Origin of the sequence: Streptomyces sp. NBC_01298 (genome assembly GCF_035978755.1) — a bacterium.
In the GTDB taxonomy this organism is placed as follows: Bacteria; Actinomycetota; Actinomycetes; order Streptomycetales; family Streptomycetaceae; genus Streptomyces.
Window position 1 is genome coordinate 1,125,442 of record NZ_CP108414.1, and the last position, 18,343, is coordinate 1,143,784.

General features: G+C 72.5%; 17 protein-coding genes and 1 pseudogene. 7 read left to right on the top strand and 11 right to left on the bottom strand.

What is annotated here, in order from left to right:
• Positions 1-66: 66 nt before the first annotated feature.
• The 3 genes and pseudogenes from OG730_RS05165 to OG730_RS05175 form a co-directional block, all read right to left on the bottom strand.
• Positions 67-600, bottom strand: a pseudogene (locus OG730_RS05165) (lysophospholipid acyltransferase family protein); the annotation flags it as partial.
• On the bottom strand, positions 597-1,469 hold the full coding sequence (locus tag OG730_RS05170; RefSeq protein ID WP_327303053.1) for a GNAT family N-acetyltransferase: 873 nt from the start codon (positions 1,467-1,469) through the stop codon (positions 597-599). The gene OG730_RS05170 and the pseudogene OG730_RS05165, both read right to left, overlap by 4 nt.
• A 140-nt stretch (positions 1,470-1,609) precedes the next feature.
• Positions 1,610-2,869 (bottom strand): extracellular solute-binding protein, encoded by a 1,260-nt coding sequence (locus tag OG730_RS05175; RefSeq protein WP_327303054.1) that lies wholly within the window; start codon positions 2,867-2,869, stop codon positions 1,610-1,612.
• Between the two features lie 167 nt (positions 2,870-3,036).
• Here OG730_RS05175 and OG730_RS05180 point away from each other — a divergent pair, with 167 nt between their 5' ends.
• Positions 3,037-3,258, top strand: coding sequence for a dodecin (locus tag OG730_RS05180; RefSeq protein WP_327303055.1), 222 nt, complete (start codon positions 3,037-3,039; stop codon positions 3,256-3,258).
• Positions 3,259-3,365: 107 nt separating this feature from the next.
• Here OG730_RS05180 and OG730_RS05185 read toward each other — a convergent pair whose 3' ends face one another.
• Positions 3,366-3,860 (bottom strand): phosphatase domain-containing protein, encoded by a 495-nt coding sequence (locus tag OG730_RS05185; RefSeq protein WP_327303056.1) that lies wholly within the window; start codon positions 3,858-3,860, stop codon positions 3,366-3,368.
• 147 nt (positions 3,861-4,007) lie between these two features.
• Between OG730_RS05185 and OG730_RS05190 the strand changes: the two genes are divergently transcribed.
• From OG730_RS05190 to OG730_RS05205, 4 genes are all read left to right on the top strand, one after another.
• The gene (locus OG730_RS05190) at positions 4,008-5,534 is read left to right on the top strand and encodes a hypothetical protein (RefSeq protein ID WP_327303057.1); all 1,527 of its coding nucleotides are present in this window, start codon (positions 4,008-4,010) and stop codon (positions 5,532-5,534) included.
• Between the two features lie 75 nt (positions 5,535-5,609).
• Complete coding sequence (locus OG730_RS05195; RefSeq protein WP_442815173.1) at positions 5,610-6,692, top strand: S41 family peptidase; 1,083 nt, start codon at positions 5,610-5,612, stop codon at positions 6,690-6,692.
• Positions 6,693-6,733: 41 nt separating this feature from the next.
• A complete protein-coding gene (locus OG730_RS05200; RefSeq protein WP_327303059.1) occupies positions 6,734-7,804 on the top strand; it encodes an LLM class flavin-dependent oxidoreductase in 1,071 nt (356 codons plus the stop codon).
• 10 nt (positions 7,805-7,814) lie between these two features.
• Positions 7,815-10,220, top strand: coding sequence for an excinuclease ABC subunit UvrA (locus tag OG730_RS05205; protein ID WP_327303060.1), 2,406 nt, complete (start codon positions 7,815-7,817; stop codon positions 10,218-10,220).
• Between the two features lie 57 nt (positions 10,221-10,277).
• On the opposite strand, the gene OG730_RS05210 is transcribed toward OG730_RS05205, so the two are convergent.
• The 5 genes from OG730_RS05210 to OG730_RS05230 all read right to left on the bottom strand — a co-directional run bounded on the left by OG730_RS05210 (position 10,278) and on the right by OG730_RS05230 (position 14,881).
• A complete protein-coding gene (locus tag OG730_RS05210; protein WP_327303061.1) occupies positions 10,278-10,643 on the bottom strand; it encodes a cupin domain-containing protein in 366 nt (121 codons plus the stop codon).
• An 87-nt stretch (positions 10,644-10,730) separates the two neighbouring features.
• A complete protein-coding gene (locus OG730_RS05215; protein ID WP_327303062.1) occupies positions 10,731-11,378 on the bottom strand; it encodes a hypothetical protein in 648 nt (215 codons plus the stop codon).
• A 101-nt stretch (positions 11,379-11,479) separates the two neighbouring features.
• Positions 11,480-12,226 carry a succinate dehydrogenase/fumarate reductase iron-sulfur subunit gene (locus tag OG730_RS05220; protein ID WP_327303063.1) on the bottom strand — a complete coding sequence of 249 codons (747 nt, stop codon included), beginning with the start codon at positions 12,224-12,226 and terminating at the stop codon, positions 11,480-11,482.
• Positions 12,223-14,175, bottom strand: a complete 1,953-nt coding sequence (locus OG730_RS05225) for a fumarate reductase/succinate dehydrogenase flavoprotein subunit (RefSeq protein ID WP_327303064.1) — start codon at positions 14,173-14,175, stop codon at positions 12,223-12,225. The genes OG730_RS05220 and OG730_RS05225 overlap by 4 nt, the downstream gene beginning before the upstream one ends.
• A 1-nt stretch (position 14,176) precedes the next feature.
• Positions 14,177-14,881 (bottom strand): succinate dehydrogenase, encoded by a 705-nt coding sequence (locus OG730_RS05230; protein WP_327303065.1) that lies wholly within the window; start codon positions 14,879-14,881, stop codon positions 14,177-14,179.
• A 94-nt stretch (positions 14,882-14,975) separates the two neighbouring features.
• On the opposite strand from OG730_RS05230, the gene OG730_RS05235 reads away from it, so the two are divergent.
• On the top strand, positions 14,976-15,854 hold the full coding sequence (locus OG730_RS05235; protein WP_327303066.1) for a LysR family transcriptional regulator: 879 nt from the start codon (positions 14,976-14,978) through the stop codon (positions 15,852-15,854).
• Between the two features lie 35 nt (positions 15,855-15,889).
• On the opposite strand, the gene OG730_RS05240 is transcribed toward OG730_RS05235, so the two are convergent.
• Together OG730_RS05240 and OG730_RS05245 are read right to left on the bottom strand one after the other, a co-directional pair.
• Positions 15,890-16,471 (bottom strand): hypothetical protein, encoded by a 582-nt coding sequence (locus OG730_RS05240; protein WP_327303067.1) that lies wholly within the window; start codon positions 16,469-16,471, stop codon positions 15,890-15,892.
• A 4-nt stretch (positions 16,472-16,475) separates the two neighbouring features.
• Positions 16,476-17,123, bottom strand: coding sequence for a TetR family transcriptional regulator (locus OG730_RS05245; RefSeq protein WP_327303068.1), 648 nt, complete (start codon positions 17,121-17,123; stop codon positions 16,476-16,478).
• 105 nt (positions 17,124-17,228) lie between these two features.
• Between OG730_RS05245 and OG730_RS05250 the strand changes: the two genes are divergently transcribed.
• On the top strand, positions 17,229-18,320 hold the full coding sequence (locus OG730_RS05250; RefSeq protein WP_327303069.1) for an FAD-dependent monooxygenase: 1,092 nt from the start codon (positions 17,229-17,231) through the stop codon (positions 18,318-18,320).
• The last annotated feature ends 23 nt before the right edge of the window (positions 18,321-18,343 follow it).

Here is an 18,343-nt window from a genome sequence, read left to right on the forward strand (position 1 = left end):
CAGGTAGCTGATCCGTACGGGTTGTACGGGCACCCGCGCGTCCAGCGCGGCCTGGAACGCGGCGCGGCGGAAGGGCCCTTGGGCGCGCCCGCACCAGGTGGAGCCCTCGGGGTAGACGGTGACGCGGTCGCCGGCGGCCAGGGCCCGGGCGAGGACGCCGACGGTGGCGGGCAGGCTGCGGATCCGGTCGCGTTCGATGTAGACGGTGCCGGCCTGCCGGGACAGCGGTCCGAGGACCGGCCAGCCGCGGATGTCGCTCTTGGCCAGCATCCGGGACGGCAGGACCGCGGCGACGAGCGGGATGTCCAGCCAGGAGATGTGGTTGGCGACGATCAGCCGGCCACCCCCGGGGCCGGGGACCCCGTGCACGGTGATCCGCAGCCCGAGGGCGCCCAGCAGGGCGGCGGCCCAGGCCCGTACGAGGAGGTGCCGGGGGCGCTCCGGGAGCAGCCGCAGCGGCGGGGCGCCCAGGATGCCGAGCAGCACCAGGGCGATGGCGGCGGCGAGCCGCAGTACGGCGCGCGGCACGCTCGCCGTGCTCCCCTCGTGGCCTGCGCAGTCCACGGGGGTGCAGGGCGAGGTCGGGAGCCAGGCGCTCATGCGGCCGGGGCGAGCGAGAGGAAGTGCTTGAGGTAGCGGGGGTTGGTGCGCCGCAGGGAGAGCAGGACGTACAGGTCGGCGCAGCCGAACTCGGCGTCCAGGGCGGGCTCGCCGCAGACCCAGGCGCCCAGGCGCAGGTAGCCGCGCAGCAGCGGGGGCAGTTCCATCCGGCCGGGGAAGTCGATGCCTTCGGGGTTCCACGGGAGGTGCGGGGTGACCCGGTACTCGACGGGCGCGAGGCTGCGGGTGAGGACGTTCTCCCGGGCGGCGGCGGCCAGCACCCCGCCGTCGGAGAGCGGTATGGAGCAGCAGCCGGCGAGCCAGTTGTGTCCGGAGCGGTCCATGTACCGGGCGAGGCCCGCCCAGATGAGGGCGATGACGGCGCCGTTGCGGTGGTCGGGGTGGACGCAGGAGCGGCCCACCTCGACCAGGTCGGGGCGGATGGGATCGAGGGAGGAGAGGTCGAACTCGCCCTCGGAGTAGAGGCGTCCGGCGACGGCCGCCCGTTCGGGGGGCAGCAGCCGGTAGGTGCCGACGACCTGCTCGGTCTCCTCGTCCACGACCAGGAGGTGGTCGCAGTAGGCGTCGAAGGCGTCGGAGTCCAGGCCCGGCTCGGGGCCGTCGAGTCGGGCGCCGAGCTCTCCGGCGAAGACCAGGTGGCGCAGCCGCTGGGCGGCGCGCACCTCGGCCTCGTCGCGGGCGAGGCGGACGGCGTAGCGGGGTGCGGGGGCGTCCTCCGCCCGCGGGGCGGGCGCGGCGGGGGTGAAGAGGGAGGCGGGGGGCACGGTGGAGGTGCGGGGCACGGTGGAGACGGGGGGCACGGTGGAGGTGGGGGCGACGACCGACGGGGACAGCGGGGCGATGGTCATGACGGCTCCTGGTCCGGCACGGGAAGCCAGGCCGGCAGGTGTGTGGCCTGGCTTCTTTACTTCTTCCGTGACCGGCTGGATTCGACATGGCCGCTTCGCGGCCCTTGGATGTGCGGACGCTGAACTTGGCGGGCGGCCGGTCAGCGGTCGGAGCTCAGAACCTTGCTGATGGTGTCGGAGGCCGCCTTCGCCGCCCTCGCGGGGTCCCCACCGGTGAGGACGGCCGTCATGAACGGCTTGATCGGGTTCTTGGCCTCCACCTCGGCCCAGTGGGGGGACTGCGGGGTGGCGCGGCCCTGGGCGGCGCCGGGGGCCATCGCGGTGGCGCCCTCGTTGCCCGCGACCACGTGCGCGAGGGTGCTCTTGTTCGGTACGTAGCTCATCGTGCTCGCCAGCTCGGTCTGCCACTTCTCGCTGACCAGGGCCGTGATCACGTCTACGGCATGTCTACGCTGCTTCGTCTTCTCGGGGATGATCAGGTCCGAGCCGCCGGTGAAGACCGAGCCGACCTTGTCGGCGGTCTTGCCGGGTATCGGGAAGAAGCCGAGCTTGCCCTTGAGGGCCGGGTTCGCGGCCTCGATGGCGGCGGCCTGGCCGGGCGGGGCGATGATCTGGGCGATCCCGCCGCGGGCGAAGACGTCGGACTGCGGGGGCGTCTCCTCGTCGGCGTCCTTGGGGCCGTCACCGAGGGCCTGGAGCTTCTTGTAGAACTCCATTCCGGCCAGGGCCTTCTCGTCCTCGAGCGTGCCGATCCACTGGCCGCCGCTCTCGACGGCGAGCTCGCCGCCCTCGTCCCAGACGAACCCGGCGAGGACGTACCAGTTCTGTCCGGCGAGGTAGATGCCCTGCTGGCTGCCCTTGTCGAGCTTGGTCGTGGCCTGGATCCATTCCTGGCGGGTTTTGATCGGCAACTTGACCCCGGCGCTCGCGAAGAGGTCCTTGTCGTAGATCACCACGCGGTTGGCGGCGTACCACGGGACGCCGAACTGGGCGCCGTTGACCTTTCCGGGTTCGGAGAGACCCTTCAGCCAGTCCTTGCCGTCCCATTCGCGCAGGGCTTCCAGGGTGAGTTCGGAGACTCCGCCGCTCTCCACGTACTGGGCGACCTGGGTGTTGCCGACCTCGATGACGTCGGCGCTCTCCTCGCTCGTGCCGGCCAGGACGGCATTGACCTTGTCGCCGATGCCCTTCCACTCCTGGATCTTCACCTCCAGGTCCACATTGGGGTGTTCCTTCTCGAAGGTGGTGGTGAACTGGCTGATGAAGTCTTCGGAGGCGCTGCCCTTCATCAACCAGAGCGTCACCTTCTGCGCACCTCCGCCCGACCCGGTGAGACCGCAGCCGGTGAGGGCGGTCGCGGCCGCGAGAGCGGTGGACACGGCAAGCAAGCGCATCTTCACGAGGGGTCACCTTCTGGGGGATTGATCTCAGATGGCTTGAAATTGGCATAGACCAATGGGTGGGTCAAGGGGGTATCGCTATGGATTGTTCACGCAAAGTTCGCGGACCGGGACTTACTGGGGCACCGTAGAACAAGGCAACAGCCACCCAGTGTCGGGAGACCCCCATGTCCAATCACACGTACCGGGTGACCGAGATCGTGGGCACGTCCCACGAGGGCATCGATCAGGCCATCCGCAACGGCATCGCCCGCGCGGGCGAGACGCTCCACCATCTCGACTGGCTCGAAGTCGTTCAGATCAGGGGGCACATCGAGAACGGCGAGATCGCGCACTACCAGGTGGGGATCAAGGTCGGTTTCCGTCTCGACGGCGAGGGCGAGGCCTGAGACCCGGGCCCGCTGCGAGCCGGCTGCCCTGAGGCGCTGCTCCCCGAGCCCCGGCTGCCCGGGGAGCGCCCGCACGGCACAGCACGCCCGATGGGGCCCCGGGCCCGTCAGGTGCGCCCCTCGCCCTCCTGCGCGTCCTTGAGCTCCGGCGCGTCCGCCGCCCAGTTCGCCAGCACCACCCGGAAGCCCGCCGCGCGCACCGCCTGGCACACCAGCTCGTCGTCGTCCACCAGCATCCGCACCTCGCGGCCCCGCGCGATCCGCCGCAGGACCTCCAGCTTGGTCGTCCGGGCGGGCCGCCGGTCCTGGTTCCCGCGCATCCACACCCGCCCCTCGGGCAGCCCGTTCCGGGCGAGCCAGTCCTCCGTGTCCGCGCGGCACCGCTCCGGGCGGCCGGTGAGGTACGTGACCTCGCAGTCGGCCGCGCTCTCCACCGCGAGCGCGATCCCCCGGGCCAGGGGCGGATCGGCCGGGGCGGCACCGAAGAACCCGCTCCAGTCGCGCGGCCGGCGCTCCAGGAAGTGCTGGCGGTCGGCGGTGTCGGCCAGGGTGTTGTCGATGTCGAAGACGGCCAGGGGCCTTCGGTTCTGAGTCTCGGTCACTCCGCCAGCCTAAGCACCGACCGCTTCCGGACGCCCCGGGGTTCCCGGTGGCGATGCCCAGGTCCGGCCGGGCTCCGGCCGGGCGGCCGGTAGGGTCATGGCCTGGTGGTCCCGGGGGGGCCTGCTGACACACGGGGGTCACGACACATGCCTACGCCGGAGCACATCTGGGAGGCCGCCGACCTGCCCGCGCGTCGGCTCGCCGGGGTGGCCCTCAATCCGTCCTCTCCGCAGGACGTCCTGCTGCGCCTGCTCGCCGACGGTCCGCCGGCCGTACGGATGGTGCTGTGCCGGGACCGGATCCTGCCCGACGCCGTCGTCGAGGCCGTGCTCCGGCACCCTGACACCCGTACCCGTAGCTTCTTCGCCCGCAACCCCCACGTCGATCCGGCCCAACGGGCACGACTGGTCGACGATCCGGAGTGGTTCGTCCGCGCCCACCTCGCCGATGGTCCCAAGCTGCCTTTCGGTCGTGTGTGCAGGCCGCTGCCCGACGAGGTCGTGGTCCGCATGATCGACACGTATGACAACGACAGCCTGATGGGCACCATCTACCGGCAGATCTCCACCGCGCTGCGGCTGTCCATGCCCACGCATCCGGTCGCGAAGGTCCGCCGCTGGGGGATCGGCAAGTGGGACCGACTGCCCGCCGAGATCCAGGCCGCGCTGCTGGCGGATCCCGACGAGGACGTCCGGGAGAGCGCGCGGGACAGCGCACGGCGATACGCGCAGTCCCGAGATCCTGCCTGGGTGGAGCGCGAACTGCCCGACTGGGGCCACGCACGGTGGGAGATGCTGATGTACCACGCCCTGAGCAGGACCGTCGTGGACACCATCCTGACGGCCCCGGACGCCGGGCAGGAACGGGAGGCCATCGCCCGCAACCCCAGCCTGCCCGCCGACGTGGTGGTCCTCCTGGCAGGCGATCCGGACCCCGCCGTACGCGAGTGGATCGCGTACCGCGCCGACCTCGGACCCGCCGAACGCCGCGCACTCGCCGTGGACCCCGATCCGGCGGTGCGCCTCGCCGTGTCCGTGCACCCCGAGCTGAGCGAGCGGGAACGGGCCGCGATCGACTACGAGGTCCCCCTGGACTACTCCTTCCAAGCCTGGCCCGGACCCCTCGTGCCCCGAGACCCGGCGCACGTGCGCCGGGACGCGGACTCCGGTCACCCGCTGATCCGCCGGAGAGCGGCCGAGGACCGCACGCTGCCGCCCGACCTGCTGGAGCGCCTGGCCGCCGACGAGGATCTCGGCGTACGCGTCCTGCTGGCCCAGTACCATCCCGACGCCCCGGCCCCGCTCCTGCTGCGCAGCTTCCTCGAATACACCGGCCACGAGCGCGCGCACCTCACCACCCGGCCGAACTTCCCCACGGCCGGCCTGGCGGCCTTCGCCGACCACGAGGACCCCGAGGTCCGCGCCCTGGCCGCCCGCGACCCCCACACCGCGCCGGCGACCGTAGAGCGCCTCACCCGGGACCCGGACCCCGCCGTGCGCGCCGCGCTGGCACGCCACCCGAATCTTCCGCGGGCCCGGCTGACGGAACTCCTCGACGACGAGGAACTGGCCCACGCGGCCGCGGCGAATCCCGCTCTGGATCCCGAGCTGATCCAGCGGCTCGTGGCGACGTTGGCGCCGTCGGTCGACCGCGGAGCCAAGGCGGGCCGGTGAGCTCGCCGGGGTCTTCGGTATCTTGGGCCTGACCTGGGCGTTCCTCGTCGGCCCGCCCGGTCGAGAGAACGGCTGATCCGCATGACACGAACCCCGAATCCCGTGACCCGCCGCCGGCTGATCGGCGCGGCCGCGGCGGCCCTCCTCGCCGCGACGGGCTGCGCCGGCCGAGACCGGGCGGAGGGCGCGGCCATGTCGGCGGGAGCACGTGGATACCTCACCACCGCGCTGGAGGTCATGGAGGCCAAGTCGCTCCTCGCGGCGGACACCGACTGGCCGACGGTACGCCGCGAGGCCTTCGCCCGCGCGGGAAGCGCGCAGGTCCCCGCCGACACCTACGGCGCCGTCAGGCAGGCCCTGAGGGCACTCGGCGACCGGCACAGCCAGTTCATGACCCCCCAGGAAGCCGCGCGGGCGCTGAGACCCGCACCCGGTGCCACCCCGGTACCGGAGGCCAGGGTGCTCGCCGGTTCCATCGGCTACCTGTCCCTGCCGGCGGTGTCCTCCGACCGTGCCGCGGCGGCCTACGTGCGGCAGGCCCGCAAGGCCGTCGCGGAGGCCGACGGACAAGGGGCCGGAGGGTGGATCGTGGACCTGCGCGGCAACACGGGCGGGGACATGTGGGGTCCGCTGGCCGCGGTGGGGGCCGTCCTGGGCGACGGGGACGTCGGAGCGTTCGTGGAGGCCGACGGCAAGCGGACTCCGTGGACGATCGAGAACGGTACGCCGCGCCAGTACCTCGCCACCTGGGGCCCCGCCACCCCGCTGTCCCGTGCCGCTCCCCCCGTGGCGGTGCTCACGAGCAGCCGGACCGCGAGCGCGGCCGAGGCCGTGACCATCGCCTTCCGCGGCCGCCCCGGCACCCGCAGCTTCGGCCAGGCCACCCGCGGCGTCCCCACGGGCAACGACTCCCACGCCCTCCCCGACGGCGCGCTCATCCTCCTCACGCAGGCCCGGGAGGCCGATCGCACGGGCCTGGTCCACAACGGCCCCCTCCCGCCCGACGAAGAGGTCCCGGACGACACCCGCGACCTCGGCAGCGGCCAGGACCGCACACTCGAAGCCGCGGCCCGCTGGCTACGCGGCCGGACCACCGCCGCCCCCACCCCGACGCCAACCCCGACCCCGACGCCGACACCGACGCCCGGCGAATCCTGAGGCCCGGGGAATCCTCACGCCCTCCGTGCGTTGATCCCTGTGTGATCCGCTCCCTCTCGATACTCGACCGGTCCCGCACCCGCACGGGACACCCCGCGGCCCAGGCCCTGCGCGACACCGTGGAGCTCGCGCGCACCGCCGAGCGGCTCGGCTACCGCAGATTCTGGGTCTCGGAGCACCACAGCGTGCCCGGGGTCGCCGGATCCGCGCCCACGGTGCTCGCCGCGGCCGTGGCGGGGGCGACCGACCGGATCCGGGTCGGCACCGGCGGCGTGATGCTGCCCAATCACCAGCCGCTGGTCGTCGCGGAGCAGTTCGGGGTCCTGGAGTCGCTGTTCCCCGGCCGGATCGACATGGGGCTCGGCCGCTCGGTCGGCTTCACCGGCGGGATCCGCCGCGCGCTCGGGCGGGACACCGCCGACGCCGACCGGTTCGAGGAGCAGCTCGCGGAGCTGCTGGGCTGGTTCGACGGCTCCCAGCGGGCGCATCCCGAGGTGCACGCCCGCCCGGCGGAGGGGACGCGGATCCCGGCGTTCGTACTGGCCACCGGTGAGGGGGCGGGGATCGCCGCCCGCGCCGGACTGCCCCTGGTCGTCGGGGACCTGCGGAGCCGGACCCGGATCACGGAGATCATCGCGGCGTACCGCGAGGAGTTCCGGCCCTCCCCCTGGGGTGCGCGGCCGTACGTCGTGGCCTCCGGGACGGTCGCGGTCGCCGCCACCGCGGAGGCCGCCCGGCGGCTCCTGGTGCCCGAGGCCTGGGCGGTCGCGCACTCCCGCACCCGGGGGAGCTTCCCGCCGCTGCGCCCGGCCGAGGAGATCGAGGCCCTCCCCATGAGCGCCAAGGAGCGGGAGCTGTACGAGGGCGCCCTCGCCGGGCACATCCACGGCACGGAGGAGCAGGTCGCGGCGGAGCTGTCCGAGGTCGCGGAGCTGACCGGGGCGGACGAGCTGCTGGTCACCACGTCCACGTACGACCGGACGGCGCTGCTGGACTCCTTCGGACGGCTCGCCCGGCTCGCGGGCCTCACGGAGCACCCGGACGGCCGTGCGGACGCCCGCGCGGACAGTCACCCGGACCTCGTCGGCCGCTCCTCGGGCGCCGGACACTAAACTAGGACGAATGCACCAGCCCGTCGCCCCCGCCCCGCACGCCCACGATCCCTACGTCCGCGTCCGCGGTGCCCGGGAGCACAATCTGCGCGGGGTCGACGTGGACGTTCCACGGGACGCGCTGACGGTGTTCACCGGGGTCTCCGGCTCCGGGAAGAGCTCGCTGGCCTTCGGCACGCTCTTCGCCGAGGCCCAGCGCCGGTACTTCGAGTCCGTGGCCCCGTACGCCCGGCGGCTGATCCACCAGATCGGCGCGCCGAAGGTCGATTCCGTCACCGGGCTCCCGCCGGCCGTCTCGCTGGAGCAGCGGCGCTCCTCCCCCGGGTCCCGGTCCTCGGTCGGCACGGTGACCATGCTGTCCAACTCCCTGCGGATGCTGTACTCGCGGGCGGGCTCCTACCCGCCGGGCGCCGAGCGCCTGGACTCCGACGCGTTCTCCCCCAACACCGCCGCCGGGGCCTGCCCCTCCTGTCACGGCCTGGGCCGGGTACACGGCACCAGCGAGGAACTGCTGGTTCCCGACGCGGGCCTGTCGATCCGTCAGGGGGCCATCGCCGCCTGGCCGGGCGCCTGGCAGGGCAAGAACCTGCGCGACATCCTGGAGGCCCTCGGCCACGACGTGGACGCGCCCTGGCGGGAGCTCCCGGCGGCGGACCGCGAATGGATCCTGTTCACCGAGGAACAGCCGGTGGTGACGGTGCACCCGGTGCGGGAGGCCGACCGGATCCAACGGCCGTACCAGGGCACGTACATGAGCGCCCACCGGTACGTGATGCGGACCTTCTCCGACAGCAAGAGCGCCACCTTGCGGGCCCGGGCCGAGCGGTTCCTCAACCATGCGCCGTGCCCGGTGTGCGAGGGCAGGCGACTGCGCCCGGAGGCCCTGGCCGTGACCTTCGCGGGCCGCACCATCGCGGAGCTGGCGGCGCTGGCGCTGACGGATCTGGACGGGGTACTGGCCGCCGCTCGCGGCGGCGGCGAGGCCTCCCGGGTACTCACGGAGGACCTGCGCTCCCGGATCGGCCCGGTCACCGAGCTGGGGCTGGGCTACCTGAGCCTGGACCGCGGCGCCCCGACCCTGTCGGCGGGAGAGCTGCAACGACTGCGACTGGCGACGCAGTTGCGTTCGGGGCTGTTCGGCGTGGTGTACGTACTGGACGAGCCGTCGGCGGGGCTGCACCCGGCCGACACGGAGGCGCTGCTCGGCGTCCTGGACCGGCTCAAGGCGGCCGGGAACACGCTGTTCGTGGTGGAGCACGATCTGGCCGTCGTGCGGCACGCGGACTGGCTGGTGGACGTCGGCCCGCTGGCCGGGGAGCACGGCGGACGGGTGCTGCACAGCGGGCCGCCGGACGCTCTGGCCGCGGTGGCGGAATCGGCGACGGCCCGGTACCTGTTCGGAGCCCGGCGGCCGGACGAACGGCCCTCGGGGGCGCCGCGGCAGGCCACCGGGTCGGTCCGGCTCAGCGGAGTCGAGCGGCACAACCTTCGGGACGTGGCGGCGGAGTTCCCGCTCGGGGTGTTCACGGCGGTGACCGGGGTGTCGGGGTCCGGGAAGTCCACGCTCGTGGGCCAGGTGCTCGCGGGGGAGGTCCACGAGCGGCTGGCGGAGCCGGAGTTCCCGGTACGCCGGCTGGTGGAGGTGGACCAGAAGCCGATCGGCCGGACGCCGCGCTCCAACCTGGCCACGTACACGGGGCTGTTCGACGTGGTCCGCCGGCTCTTCACGGCGGCGCCGGAATCCAAGGCACGGGGCTGGAAGGCGGGCCGCTTCTCCTTCAACGTCCCGGGCGGGCGCTGCGAGTCCTGCCAGGGCGAGGGCTTCGTCTCGGTGGAGCTGCTGTTCCTGCCCAGTACGTACGCCCCGTGCCCCCAGTGCGCCGGGGCCCGGTACAACTCCGAGACCCTGGAGGTCCGTTACTCGGGCCTGAACATCGCCGAGGTGCTCGCCCTGACCGTGGAGTCGGCGGCCTCCTTCTTCGCCGGGGTCCCGGCGGCGGCCCGCAGCCTCGGCGCGCTGTCGGACATCGGCCTGGGGTACCTGCGGCTCGGGCAGCCCGCCACGGAACTCTCGGGCGGCGAGGCTCAGCGCATCAAGCTGGCGACGGAACTCCAGCGCGTGCGCCGCGACCACACCCTGTACCTGCTGGACGAGCCGACGACCGGTCTCCATCCGGCCGATGTCACGGTGCTGCTGCGGCAGTTGCACGGCCTGGTGGACGCGGGACATTCGGTGGTGGTCGTGGAGCACGACATGACGGTCGTGGCGGGCGCCGACTGGGTCATCGACCTGGGCCCCGGCGGCGGTGCGGACGGCGGCCGGGTGGTGGCCGCGGGCACGCCCGCCGAGGTGGCCGGCGCCACGGGCAGCCGTACGGCGCCCTACCTGGCACGGGCCCTCGCCGGACAGCCGTAGCGCGCAGGGGACCACGGGACCCGGCCTGCCCGGCGCACGATCACGTGGCCGGCGGCTTCAGGCGCGCTTGGCGTAGTCCCCGTATCCCTGCCAGTCGAGAACGACGCACGGCTCGTCACCGAGCACCCACGCGTCGTGGCCGGGGGCGATCTGGATGAAGTCCCCTGGCTGCGTCTCGGTGCTCTCCCCGTCGTCCATGACGATCTTCATCCGGCCGCTGACGATGTAGCCCACGTGGGGCGCCTCGCAACTGTCGGTTCCGGCAATGGGCTTGACGTGCTTCGACCACTGCCATCCGGGCTCGAACACGGCTCGGCCTACGGGTCCCTGGTCGGTGTTGAGCAGGTCGAGCCTGCCCATGCCGTCCTCGAACGGACGTGTCTCATCGGCAGAATCGAAACCCCGCCGCACGATTCCTGACATGATCGTCCACCCTCCGGCGCACGACTGCCCCGAGTCCACTTCTCAGCGTACGCCCGTAGCGCGCCGAGCTCCCGGTGTACGAGGCCGCTACGCGTCCCCGTGGAGCAGGTGCTGCGGAAGCTCGCGGAAGCTCCAGACGCCCTGGCTCCGGCCGAGCATCCACACCAGGTCGTAGCGGTCGGGCCAGGTCGCCGGGAGCCCCAGTACGTCCTGCGCTCCCAGGCCCCGGATCAGGCGGGGCATCCCCTGGTGTTCCCAGCAGATCAGGACCGGCGTCCGCGCCGCCAGGACCGCCTCGGCCAGGGCGGGCTCGGCTCCGACCGGGAACTCCGCGCGGACCGGCGTACCCAGCGCGGTGGCGAGCGGCTCGACGGTCTGGCGGCACCGCGCGGGCGCCCCTCTCTTGCCCCCGGCCGCGAAGACGGCGCCGGGGCGGGGCAGGGCGGCGCCCCTGGTCGGCGGGAAGAGGGCGGGCAGCTCCTGGGCGCGGCGCAGGCCCCGGACCGCGAGGGAGCCGGGGGTCTCGTTGCCCTCGTCGTCCTCGCCGGTGTCTCCGGCGTACGGCTTCTCCGCGTGCCGGATGATCATGACCAGCGCGTCCTTGGCGGCCTCGGGGCCGGGGCGCGGTGTGGGGGGCCGTTCCTCCCCGGCGCAGCCGGCCGCCGCCAGCGGGGCGAGCGCGGCGGCCAGCAGGGTACGGCGGCGCGGGCCGGATCCGGCAGGGGCTTGAGGCATGCGCCCACTGTCACCCATGCCCGCGAGGGCGTCCGGTCACGGCGCGACGGGAGCCGCTCCGATCATCCGATCGGCGGACGCCCCGTCCTGCGCGGCCCAGGTCAGCGGGGACCTCGGCGGACGGCCCGCAGCCACTCCTTGTTCATGGCGGCGATCGAGGGCAACGGGATCCCCTTGGGGCAGGCGGTGGCGCACTCGCCGGTCAGGGTGCATCCTCCGAAGCCCTCGGCGTCCATGGTGGCCACCATGTCCAGCACCCGGGTCTCGCGCTCCGGCGAGCCCTGCGGGAGCACGTTCAGATGGTTGACCTTGGCGGAGGTGAAGAGCATCGCCGAGCCGTTGGGGCAGGCCGCCACGCACGCCCCGCAGCCGATGCACTCGGCGTGCTCGAAGGCGTGGTCGGCGTCCGGCTTGGGGACGGCCGTGGCGTGCGCCTCCGGCGCGGAGCCGGTCGGGGCGGTGATGTAGCCGCCGGCCTGGATGACCCGGTCGAGGGCCCCCCGGTCGACGACCAGGTCCTTGACCACGGGAAAGGCCGAGGCCCGCCAGGGTTCGACGTCGATGGTGTCGCCGTCGTCGAAGGAGCGCATGTGGAGCTGGCAGGTCGTGGTGCGCTCCGGCCCGTGGGCGTCGCCGTTGATGACGAGGCTGCACGCGCCGCAGATGCCCTCGCGGCAGTCGTGGTCGAAGGCGACGGGGTCCTCTCCGCTCAGGATGAGGTCCTCGTTGAGGGTGTCGAGCATTTCGAGGAAGGACATGCCCTCCGAGATGCCGTCGACCTCGTACGAGGCCATCGCGCCGGGGGCGTCGGCGTTCTTCTGGCGCCAGACGCGCAGGGTGAGCTTCATGCGTAGCTCCGCTGGGTGGGGTGGACGTACTCGAAGACGAGGTCTTCCTTGTGCAGGACGGGCGCGGCGCCGGTTCCGGTGTACTGCCAGGCGGCGGCGTACCCGAACTCCTCGTCCCGGCGGGCGGCTTCGCCGTCCGGGGTCTGGGACTCCTCGCGGAAGTGGCCGCCGCAGGATTCGGCGCGGTGGAGGGCGTCGAGGCACATCAGCTCGGCGAGCTCCAGGTAGTCGACGACGCGGTTGGCCTTCTCCAGCGACTGGTTGAACTCCTCGCCGCTGCCGGGCACCTTGATCCGCTTCCAGAACTCCTCGCGGATCTCCGGGATCCGGGCGAGCGCCTTGCGCAGGCCCTCCTCGGTCCGGGCCATCCCGCAGTACTCCCACATCAGTTCGCCGATCTCCCGGTGGAAGGAGTCGGGCGTGCGGTCCCCGTCGACGGCGAGCAGCTTGGCGAGGCAGTCGCGGGTCTCGCGGACGGCGGCCGCGGCCTCGGGGTGCGTGTCGTCGATGGTGTCCGGGTGCGGGTTGCGGGCCAGGTAGTCGTTGATGGTGGAGGGCAGCACGAAGTAGCCGTCGCCCAGGCCCTGCATGAGGGCGGAGGCGCCTAGGCGGTTGGCGCCGTGGTCGGAGAAGTTGGCCTCGCCGATCGCGAACAGGCCGGGGACGGTGGTCTGGAGGTCGTAGTCGACCCACAGCCCGCCCATCGTGTAGTGCACGGCGGGATAGATCCGCATGGGGACCTCGTACGGGTCCTCCGCGGTGATCCGCTCGTACATGTCGAAGAGGTTGCCGTACTTCTCGGCGACCTTCTCCTTGCCCATGCGGCGGATGGCGTCGGCGAAGTCGAGGTAGACGCCCTGGCCGCCGGGGCCCACGCCCCGCCCCTCGTCGCAGACGTTCTTGGCCGCGCGGGAGGCGATGTCGCGGGGCACGAGGTTGCCGAAGGAGGGGTAGATCCGCTCCAGGTAGTAGTCGCGCTCCGCCTCGGGGATCTCGGCGGCCGGGCGGGCGTCGCCCTTGGCCTTGGGGACCCAGATGCGGCCGTCGTTGCGCAGGGACTCGCTCATCAGCGTGAGCTTGGACTGGTGGTCGCCGGTGCGCGGGATGCAGGTGGGGTGGATCTGGGTGAAGCAGGGGTTCGCGAAGTACGCGCCGCGCCGGTGGGCCCGCCAGACGGCGGTCGCGTTGGAGTTCATGGCGTTGGTGGAGAGGTAGAAGACGTTGCCGTACCCGCCGCTCGCGAGGACGACGGCGTCCGCGTAGTACGTGTCGATCTTTCCGGTGACCAGGTCCCGGGCGACGATGCCGCGGGCCACGCCGTCGACGGTGATCAGGTCGAGCATCTCGGTGCGGGCGTGCATCTCGACGTTGCCGGCGGCGATCTGCCGCGAGAGCGCCTGGTAGGCGCCGAGCAGGAGCTGCTGCCCGGTCTGGCCGCGGGCGTAGAAGGTGCGGGAGACCTGGACGCCGCCGAAGGAACGGGTGTCGAGGAGGCCGCCGTACTCGCGGGCGAAGGGAACGCCCTGGGCCACGCACTGGTCGATGATCTCGACGGAGATCTGGGCGAGGCGGTGGACGTTGGACTCGCGGGCGCGGAAGTCGCCGCCCTTGACGGTGTCGTAGAAGAGGCGGTGTACCGAGTCGCCGTCGTTGCGGTAGTTCTTGGCCGCGTTGATGCCGCCCTGGGCCGCGATGGAGTGGGCCCGGCGCGGGGAGTCGGAGAAGCAGAACTGGACGACGTGGTAGCCCTGTTCGGCGAGGGTGGCCCCGGCCGCGCCGCCGGCCAGGCCGGTGCCGACGACGATGACCGTGTGCCCGCGCCGGTTGGCCGGGTTGACCAGCTTCGCCTCGAATCGGCGGCGGTCCCAGCGCTCGGCGATCGGGCCTTCGGGGGCCTTCGCGTCGGCGATCGGGGCCCCGGTGGTGTAGTCGGCGTAATCGTTGCTCATGTCAGCTCACCACTCCGGTCATGACGGCGACGGGCACGGACACGAAGCCCGCGAAGAGGACCAGGGCCAGGGCGTCGGCCAGGAACTTCAGCGTCCTGTCCCGCCGGGCGTTGCCCGCGCCGAGGGTCTGGGCGGCGCTCCAGAAGCCGTGGCGGACGTGCAGTGCGAGGGCGGCCATCGCCACGAGGTAGATGGTGTTGCCGTACCAGGTGGAGAAGGTGGCCAGGACGTTCTCGTACGGGTGCCCGGCCCAGGCCCGCTCGTTCACGGTGAGGGTGGTGAGGTCGAGCAGGTGCCAGACGATGAAGAGGGCGAGGATGATGCCGCCCCAGCGCATGGTGCGGGTGGCGTAGCTCGCACGGCGGCGCTTGTGGACGTACTTCACCGGGCGCGCCTTGATGTCGCGCCGGCTGAGCTGGTACGCGCAGACCCCGTGCGCGACGACGGCGGCGACCAGAGCCACGCGGAAGATCCACAGGGCCCACTCGTGGTGCAGGAAGGGCGAGCCGAGGGTGCGCAGCCAATGGGCGTAGCCGTTGAACTCGTCCGCCCCGAAGAAGATCTTGAGGTTGCCGAGCATGTGCACGACCAGGTAGCCGAGCATGATCAGGCCGGAGACGGCCATCACGGACTTCTTGCCGACGGAGGAGTCCCAGAGCGTGCGCGTGGTGGACGGCCGTCGATCCGTCCGCGTTGCCAGAGCCATGACATTGACCGTAAGGACCAAGGTCCCGAAAGGTCCAAGACATGGCAGAGCTCAAGTCAATAGGATCAGCCTATGCAGGCGCTAGCCTGGGGGCATGCAGTTCCAGCAGTTGGTCTACTTCGTCGCCGTCGCCGAGACCCGGCACTTCACGCGCGCGGCCGAACGCGAGCACGTGGCCCAGCCCTCGCTGTCGCAGCAGATCAAAGCGCTCGAACGGGAGCTGGGCGCCGAACTCTTCAGCCGGGCGCGCGGGAACATCACGCTCACGGACGCCGGCGAGACCCTGCTGCCGCTGGCCCGGCGGATCCTCGCGGACGCGGACACGGCCCGGCTGGAGGTGCAGGAGCTGGCGCAGCTCCGGCGCGGCCGGATCCGCCTGGGCGCCACCCCGAGCCTGTGCACCGGCCTGCTGCCGGGCGTGCTCCGCGCCTTCCACACCGCACATCCGGGGATCGAGCTGCTGATCGAGGAGAGCGGTTCGCTGGACCTCGTACGGGAGCTCGCGCGCGGCTCCCTGGACCTCGCGCTGATCGCCCTGCCGCTGCCCCCGTCGGCGCCGGCGCTGACCACGATGGAGCTGCTGACGGAGGACCTGGTGGTGGTCTCCTCGGCGGCCCTCCCCCCTCCGGGGGGCGGCGGTCCGCTCACGGTGTCCGCACTGCGCGACGAGCCGATGGTGATGTTCCGGCACGGCTACGACCTGCGGGACCTGACCGTGGCGGCCTGCCGCGCGGAGGGCTTCGAGCCCGCGTTCACCGTGGAGGGGGGCGAGATGGACGCCGTACTGGGCTTCGTCCGCGCGGGGCTCGGCATCGCGGTGGTCCCGGCGATGGTGGTCGGCCACGCGGGCTCCGGGCTCCGCTCCACCCCCCTGGCGGGCTCCCCCCTGCGCCGCACGATCGCCCTGGCCCACCGCACGGACGTGGCACCCCCGCGCGCGGCCCGGGAGCTGAAACGCATGCTGCTGGGCTGACCTCTTCAGATGGGGGAGGTTCGGATGCGGGATGTTCAGATGTGCGAAGTGAGGCCGGTGACCGGATCGTGGGAGATCAGCGTCGGCAGCCCCGGGTCGTAGCTGACGACCTCGCCGGTCAGCAGGACCGGGCGCTTGCCGGCCGTCCCGACCTCGACCAGGAACCGCAGCACAGCGGCCACACCTGCTCCGTCGATGACGTCATCGGGCCAGACGGAGAACTCGATCTGTTCCTCACCCCAGGGCTGCGCGAAGAACCACACGGCTCCGAACCGGGCCCGGAAGGAGAAGCCCTCCCTCTCCTCCTCGCCGTCCCCCTCGTCCACCCAGAGGCGGAAGAGGTCAGCAATCGCGGGACGCGCGGGATCCAGGTGGGGGTATGGGTGATCCACCTCGGTCTCGTCGGCTACGGCACGCAGACGTTCGAGGACCGCGGTCCACTCGACACGGGTCGTGTCGAGGACCCGGATGTCCCTCAGGCTGCCGTCGAGTTGGAAGACATCGCACATCCACGGCTCGGGCAGGCACGGCGTGCGGCGACCGTACTCACCGGCGTGGACCTCCTCGTGCGTCCACTCGACCGACTCCCCGGTCCTGTTCCCGTTCGCTCTCGCCATGCCGTCACGGCGCCTTGCGCGCGGGCAGCGCCCGGTCGAGGCCGCCGGACAGGAGGGCGAAGGCGCGCTCCGCGTCGGCCACGGCGGCGGGGTGGGCCTCGTCGGCGCTCTGGCCGGCGTCGATGCGGCGCCAGTTCTCGCGGCCGAGTTCCTGCCGGGCCGCCACCAGGTATCCGGCCGCCAGACGGGCCGTGAGCGGGTCGGCCGCTTCGGCTTCCAGTACGGCGGCGAGCAACTCCACCTCGCGGTCGGTGTAGTGGGCCAGCCGGGACTCCAGGCTGGCGGTGCTGTAGAGCAGCCCCTCGAAGGCGAGCACGTTCGGGTGGTCGCAGAGCCCCGTGATCGGGTCCCGCTCGGCCAGCGCCGCCAGGAAGTGCGCGCGCACGGCCGCCACCGGGGTCTGCCCCGCGGCCCGGTCGCGCACGACGCGCGCCGCCTCGTCCTGATGGTCGGCGAAGCGGTCGAGGACCAGGTCCTCCTTGCTCGGGAAGTAGCGGAACAGCGTGGGCTTGGAGACCTCGGCGGCGGCCGCGATGTCCGCCACCGAGACGGCGTCGAAGCCCCGTTCCAGGAAGAGTTCCAGCGCCGTGGCCGCCAGCTGTCGGCGCGTGCGGAGCTTCTTGTTCTCGCGCAGACCCCTCGTGTTCTCCATGCGTCCAGCCTAACACGAATGAGTGACCCGGTTAGTTTTGTAACTGGGTTGCATTTTCTCTCGAGAGCCGCTTTCCTTGAGATACCGACGACGAGGGGACGTCTCATGACGAACGCGGTTGATGTACTGGCAGTGGATGTACTGATCGTGGGCTCCGGCCCGACCGGCCTCACGCTCGCCTGCGACCTGGCCCGCCGCGGCATCGCGGTGCGGATCATCGAGGGCCGCCCGGGACCGCACCGCGAGTCCCGGGGCAAGGGACTCCAGCCGGACAGCCTCGCCTTCTTCGAGGAGCTCGGCGTGGCCGGCTCCTTGCGGGGCAAGGGACGCGAAGGCGTGGTGCTGCGCAAGTACTTCGACGGGGAGCCCGTCAAGGACACCACCGTGGAGCGGGGTCTGCTCATCGGGCAGTGGCAGGTGGAGCAGACCCTGCGCGACCGGCTGGCCGAGCTGGGCGTGCGGGTCGAGTACGGGTCCCGGCTCGCCGGAATCACCCAGGACGCGGACGGCGTCCGCGCACAGCTGGAGGACGGCACCGCGATCCGGGCCGGCTATCTGGCGGGGTGCGACGGCGGACACAGCACCACCCGCGGGCTCCTCGCGATCCACTTCGAGGGGAGCGGCGAGAGGGAACCGGCGATGGTTCTCGGGGATGTCAGGGCGGCGGGGCTCAGCCGCGAGTTCTGGCACCAGTGGTTCACCTCGGACGGAGGCGGGATCCTGCTCTGCCCGATGCCGGGGACGGACACCTTCCAGTTGCAGGCCGGTCCCGAGACGGACGAGCGGGGCGAGGCGCTGCCGCCCTCGCTGGAGAGCTTCCAGCGACTCTTCGACCGGCACGCCCGGGTGCCGGGGATCCGGCTCACCGAGCCCACCTGGCTCTCCTCCTGGCGGGTCAACGTCCGCATGGCCACCCGGATACGCGAGGGCCGGGCCTTCCTCGCCGGGGACGCGGCGCACGTCCACCCCATAGCCGGCGGGCTCGGCATGAACACCGGCATCCAGGACGCCGCCGCCCTCGGGCGGACGCTGGCCGCCGTCCTCTCCGGGTCAGCCGGGGAGGAAGCGCTCGACGGGTACCAGGCGGAGCGGCTGCCGGTGGCCGCCCAGGTCCTGGCCGACACGGCTCGGCGCTACGAGCGGGTGGTGGCGGCCGTCCGCGAGCCGGGCCGGGGCACGGAGGTGGGCCTGGAGTGACCCCGGCCCCGCTCTCGAACCGC

Coding starts and splice junctions, on each gene's coding strand:
- OG730_RS05240 (WP_327303067.1), bottom strand. CDS start 16,471: ATGGCGAGAGCGAACGGGAACAGGACCGGGGAGTCGGTCGAGTGGACG.
- OG730_RS05235 (WP_327303066.1), top strand. CDS start 14,976: ATGCAGTTCCAGCAGTTGGTCTACTTCGTCGCCGTCGCCGAGACCCGG.
- OG730_RS05190 (WP_327303057.1), top strand. CDS start 4,008: ATGCCTACGCCGGAGCACATCTGGGAGGCCGCCGACCTGCCCGCGCGT.
- OG730_RS05225 (WP_327303064.1), bottom strand. CDS start 14,175: ATGAGCAACGATTACGCCGACTACACCACCGGGGCCCCGATCGCCGAC.
- OG730_RS05215 (WP_327303062.1), bottom strand. CDS start 11,378: ATGCCTCAAGCCCCTGCCGGATCCGGCCCGCGCCGCCGTACCCTGCTG.
- OG730_RS05250 (WP_327303069.1), top strand. CDS start 17,229: ATGACGAACGCGGTTGATGTACTGGCAGTGGATGTACTGATCGTGGGC.
- OG730_RS05210 (WP_327303061.1), bottom strand. CDS start 10,643: ATGTCAGGAATCGTGCGGCGGGGTTTCGATTCTGCCGATGAGACACGT.
- OG730_RS05245 (WP_327303068.1), bottom strand. CDS start 17,123: ATGGAGAACACGAGGGGTCTGCGCGAGAACAAGAAGCTCCGCACGCGC.
- OG730_RS05180 (WP_327303055.1), top strand. CDS start 3,037: ATGTCCAATCACACGTACCGGGTGACCGAGATCGTGGGCACGTCCCAC.
- OG730_RS05205 (WP_327303060.1), top strand. CDS start 7,815: ATGCACCAGCCCGTCGCCCCCGCCCCGCACGCCCACGATCCCTACGTC.
- OG730_RS05170 (WP_327303053.1), bottom strand. CDS start 1,469: ATGACCATCGCCCCGCTGTCCCCGTCGGTCGTCGCCCCCACCTCCACC.
- OG730_RS05230 (WP_327303065.1), bottom strand. CDS start 14,881: ATGGCTCTGGCAACGCGGACGGATCGACGGCCGTCCACCACGCGCACG.
- OG730_RS05220 (WP_327303063.1), bottom strand. CDS start 12,226: ATGAAGCTCACCCTGCGCGTCTGGCGCCAGAAGAACGCCGACGCCCCC.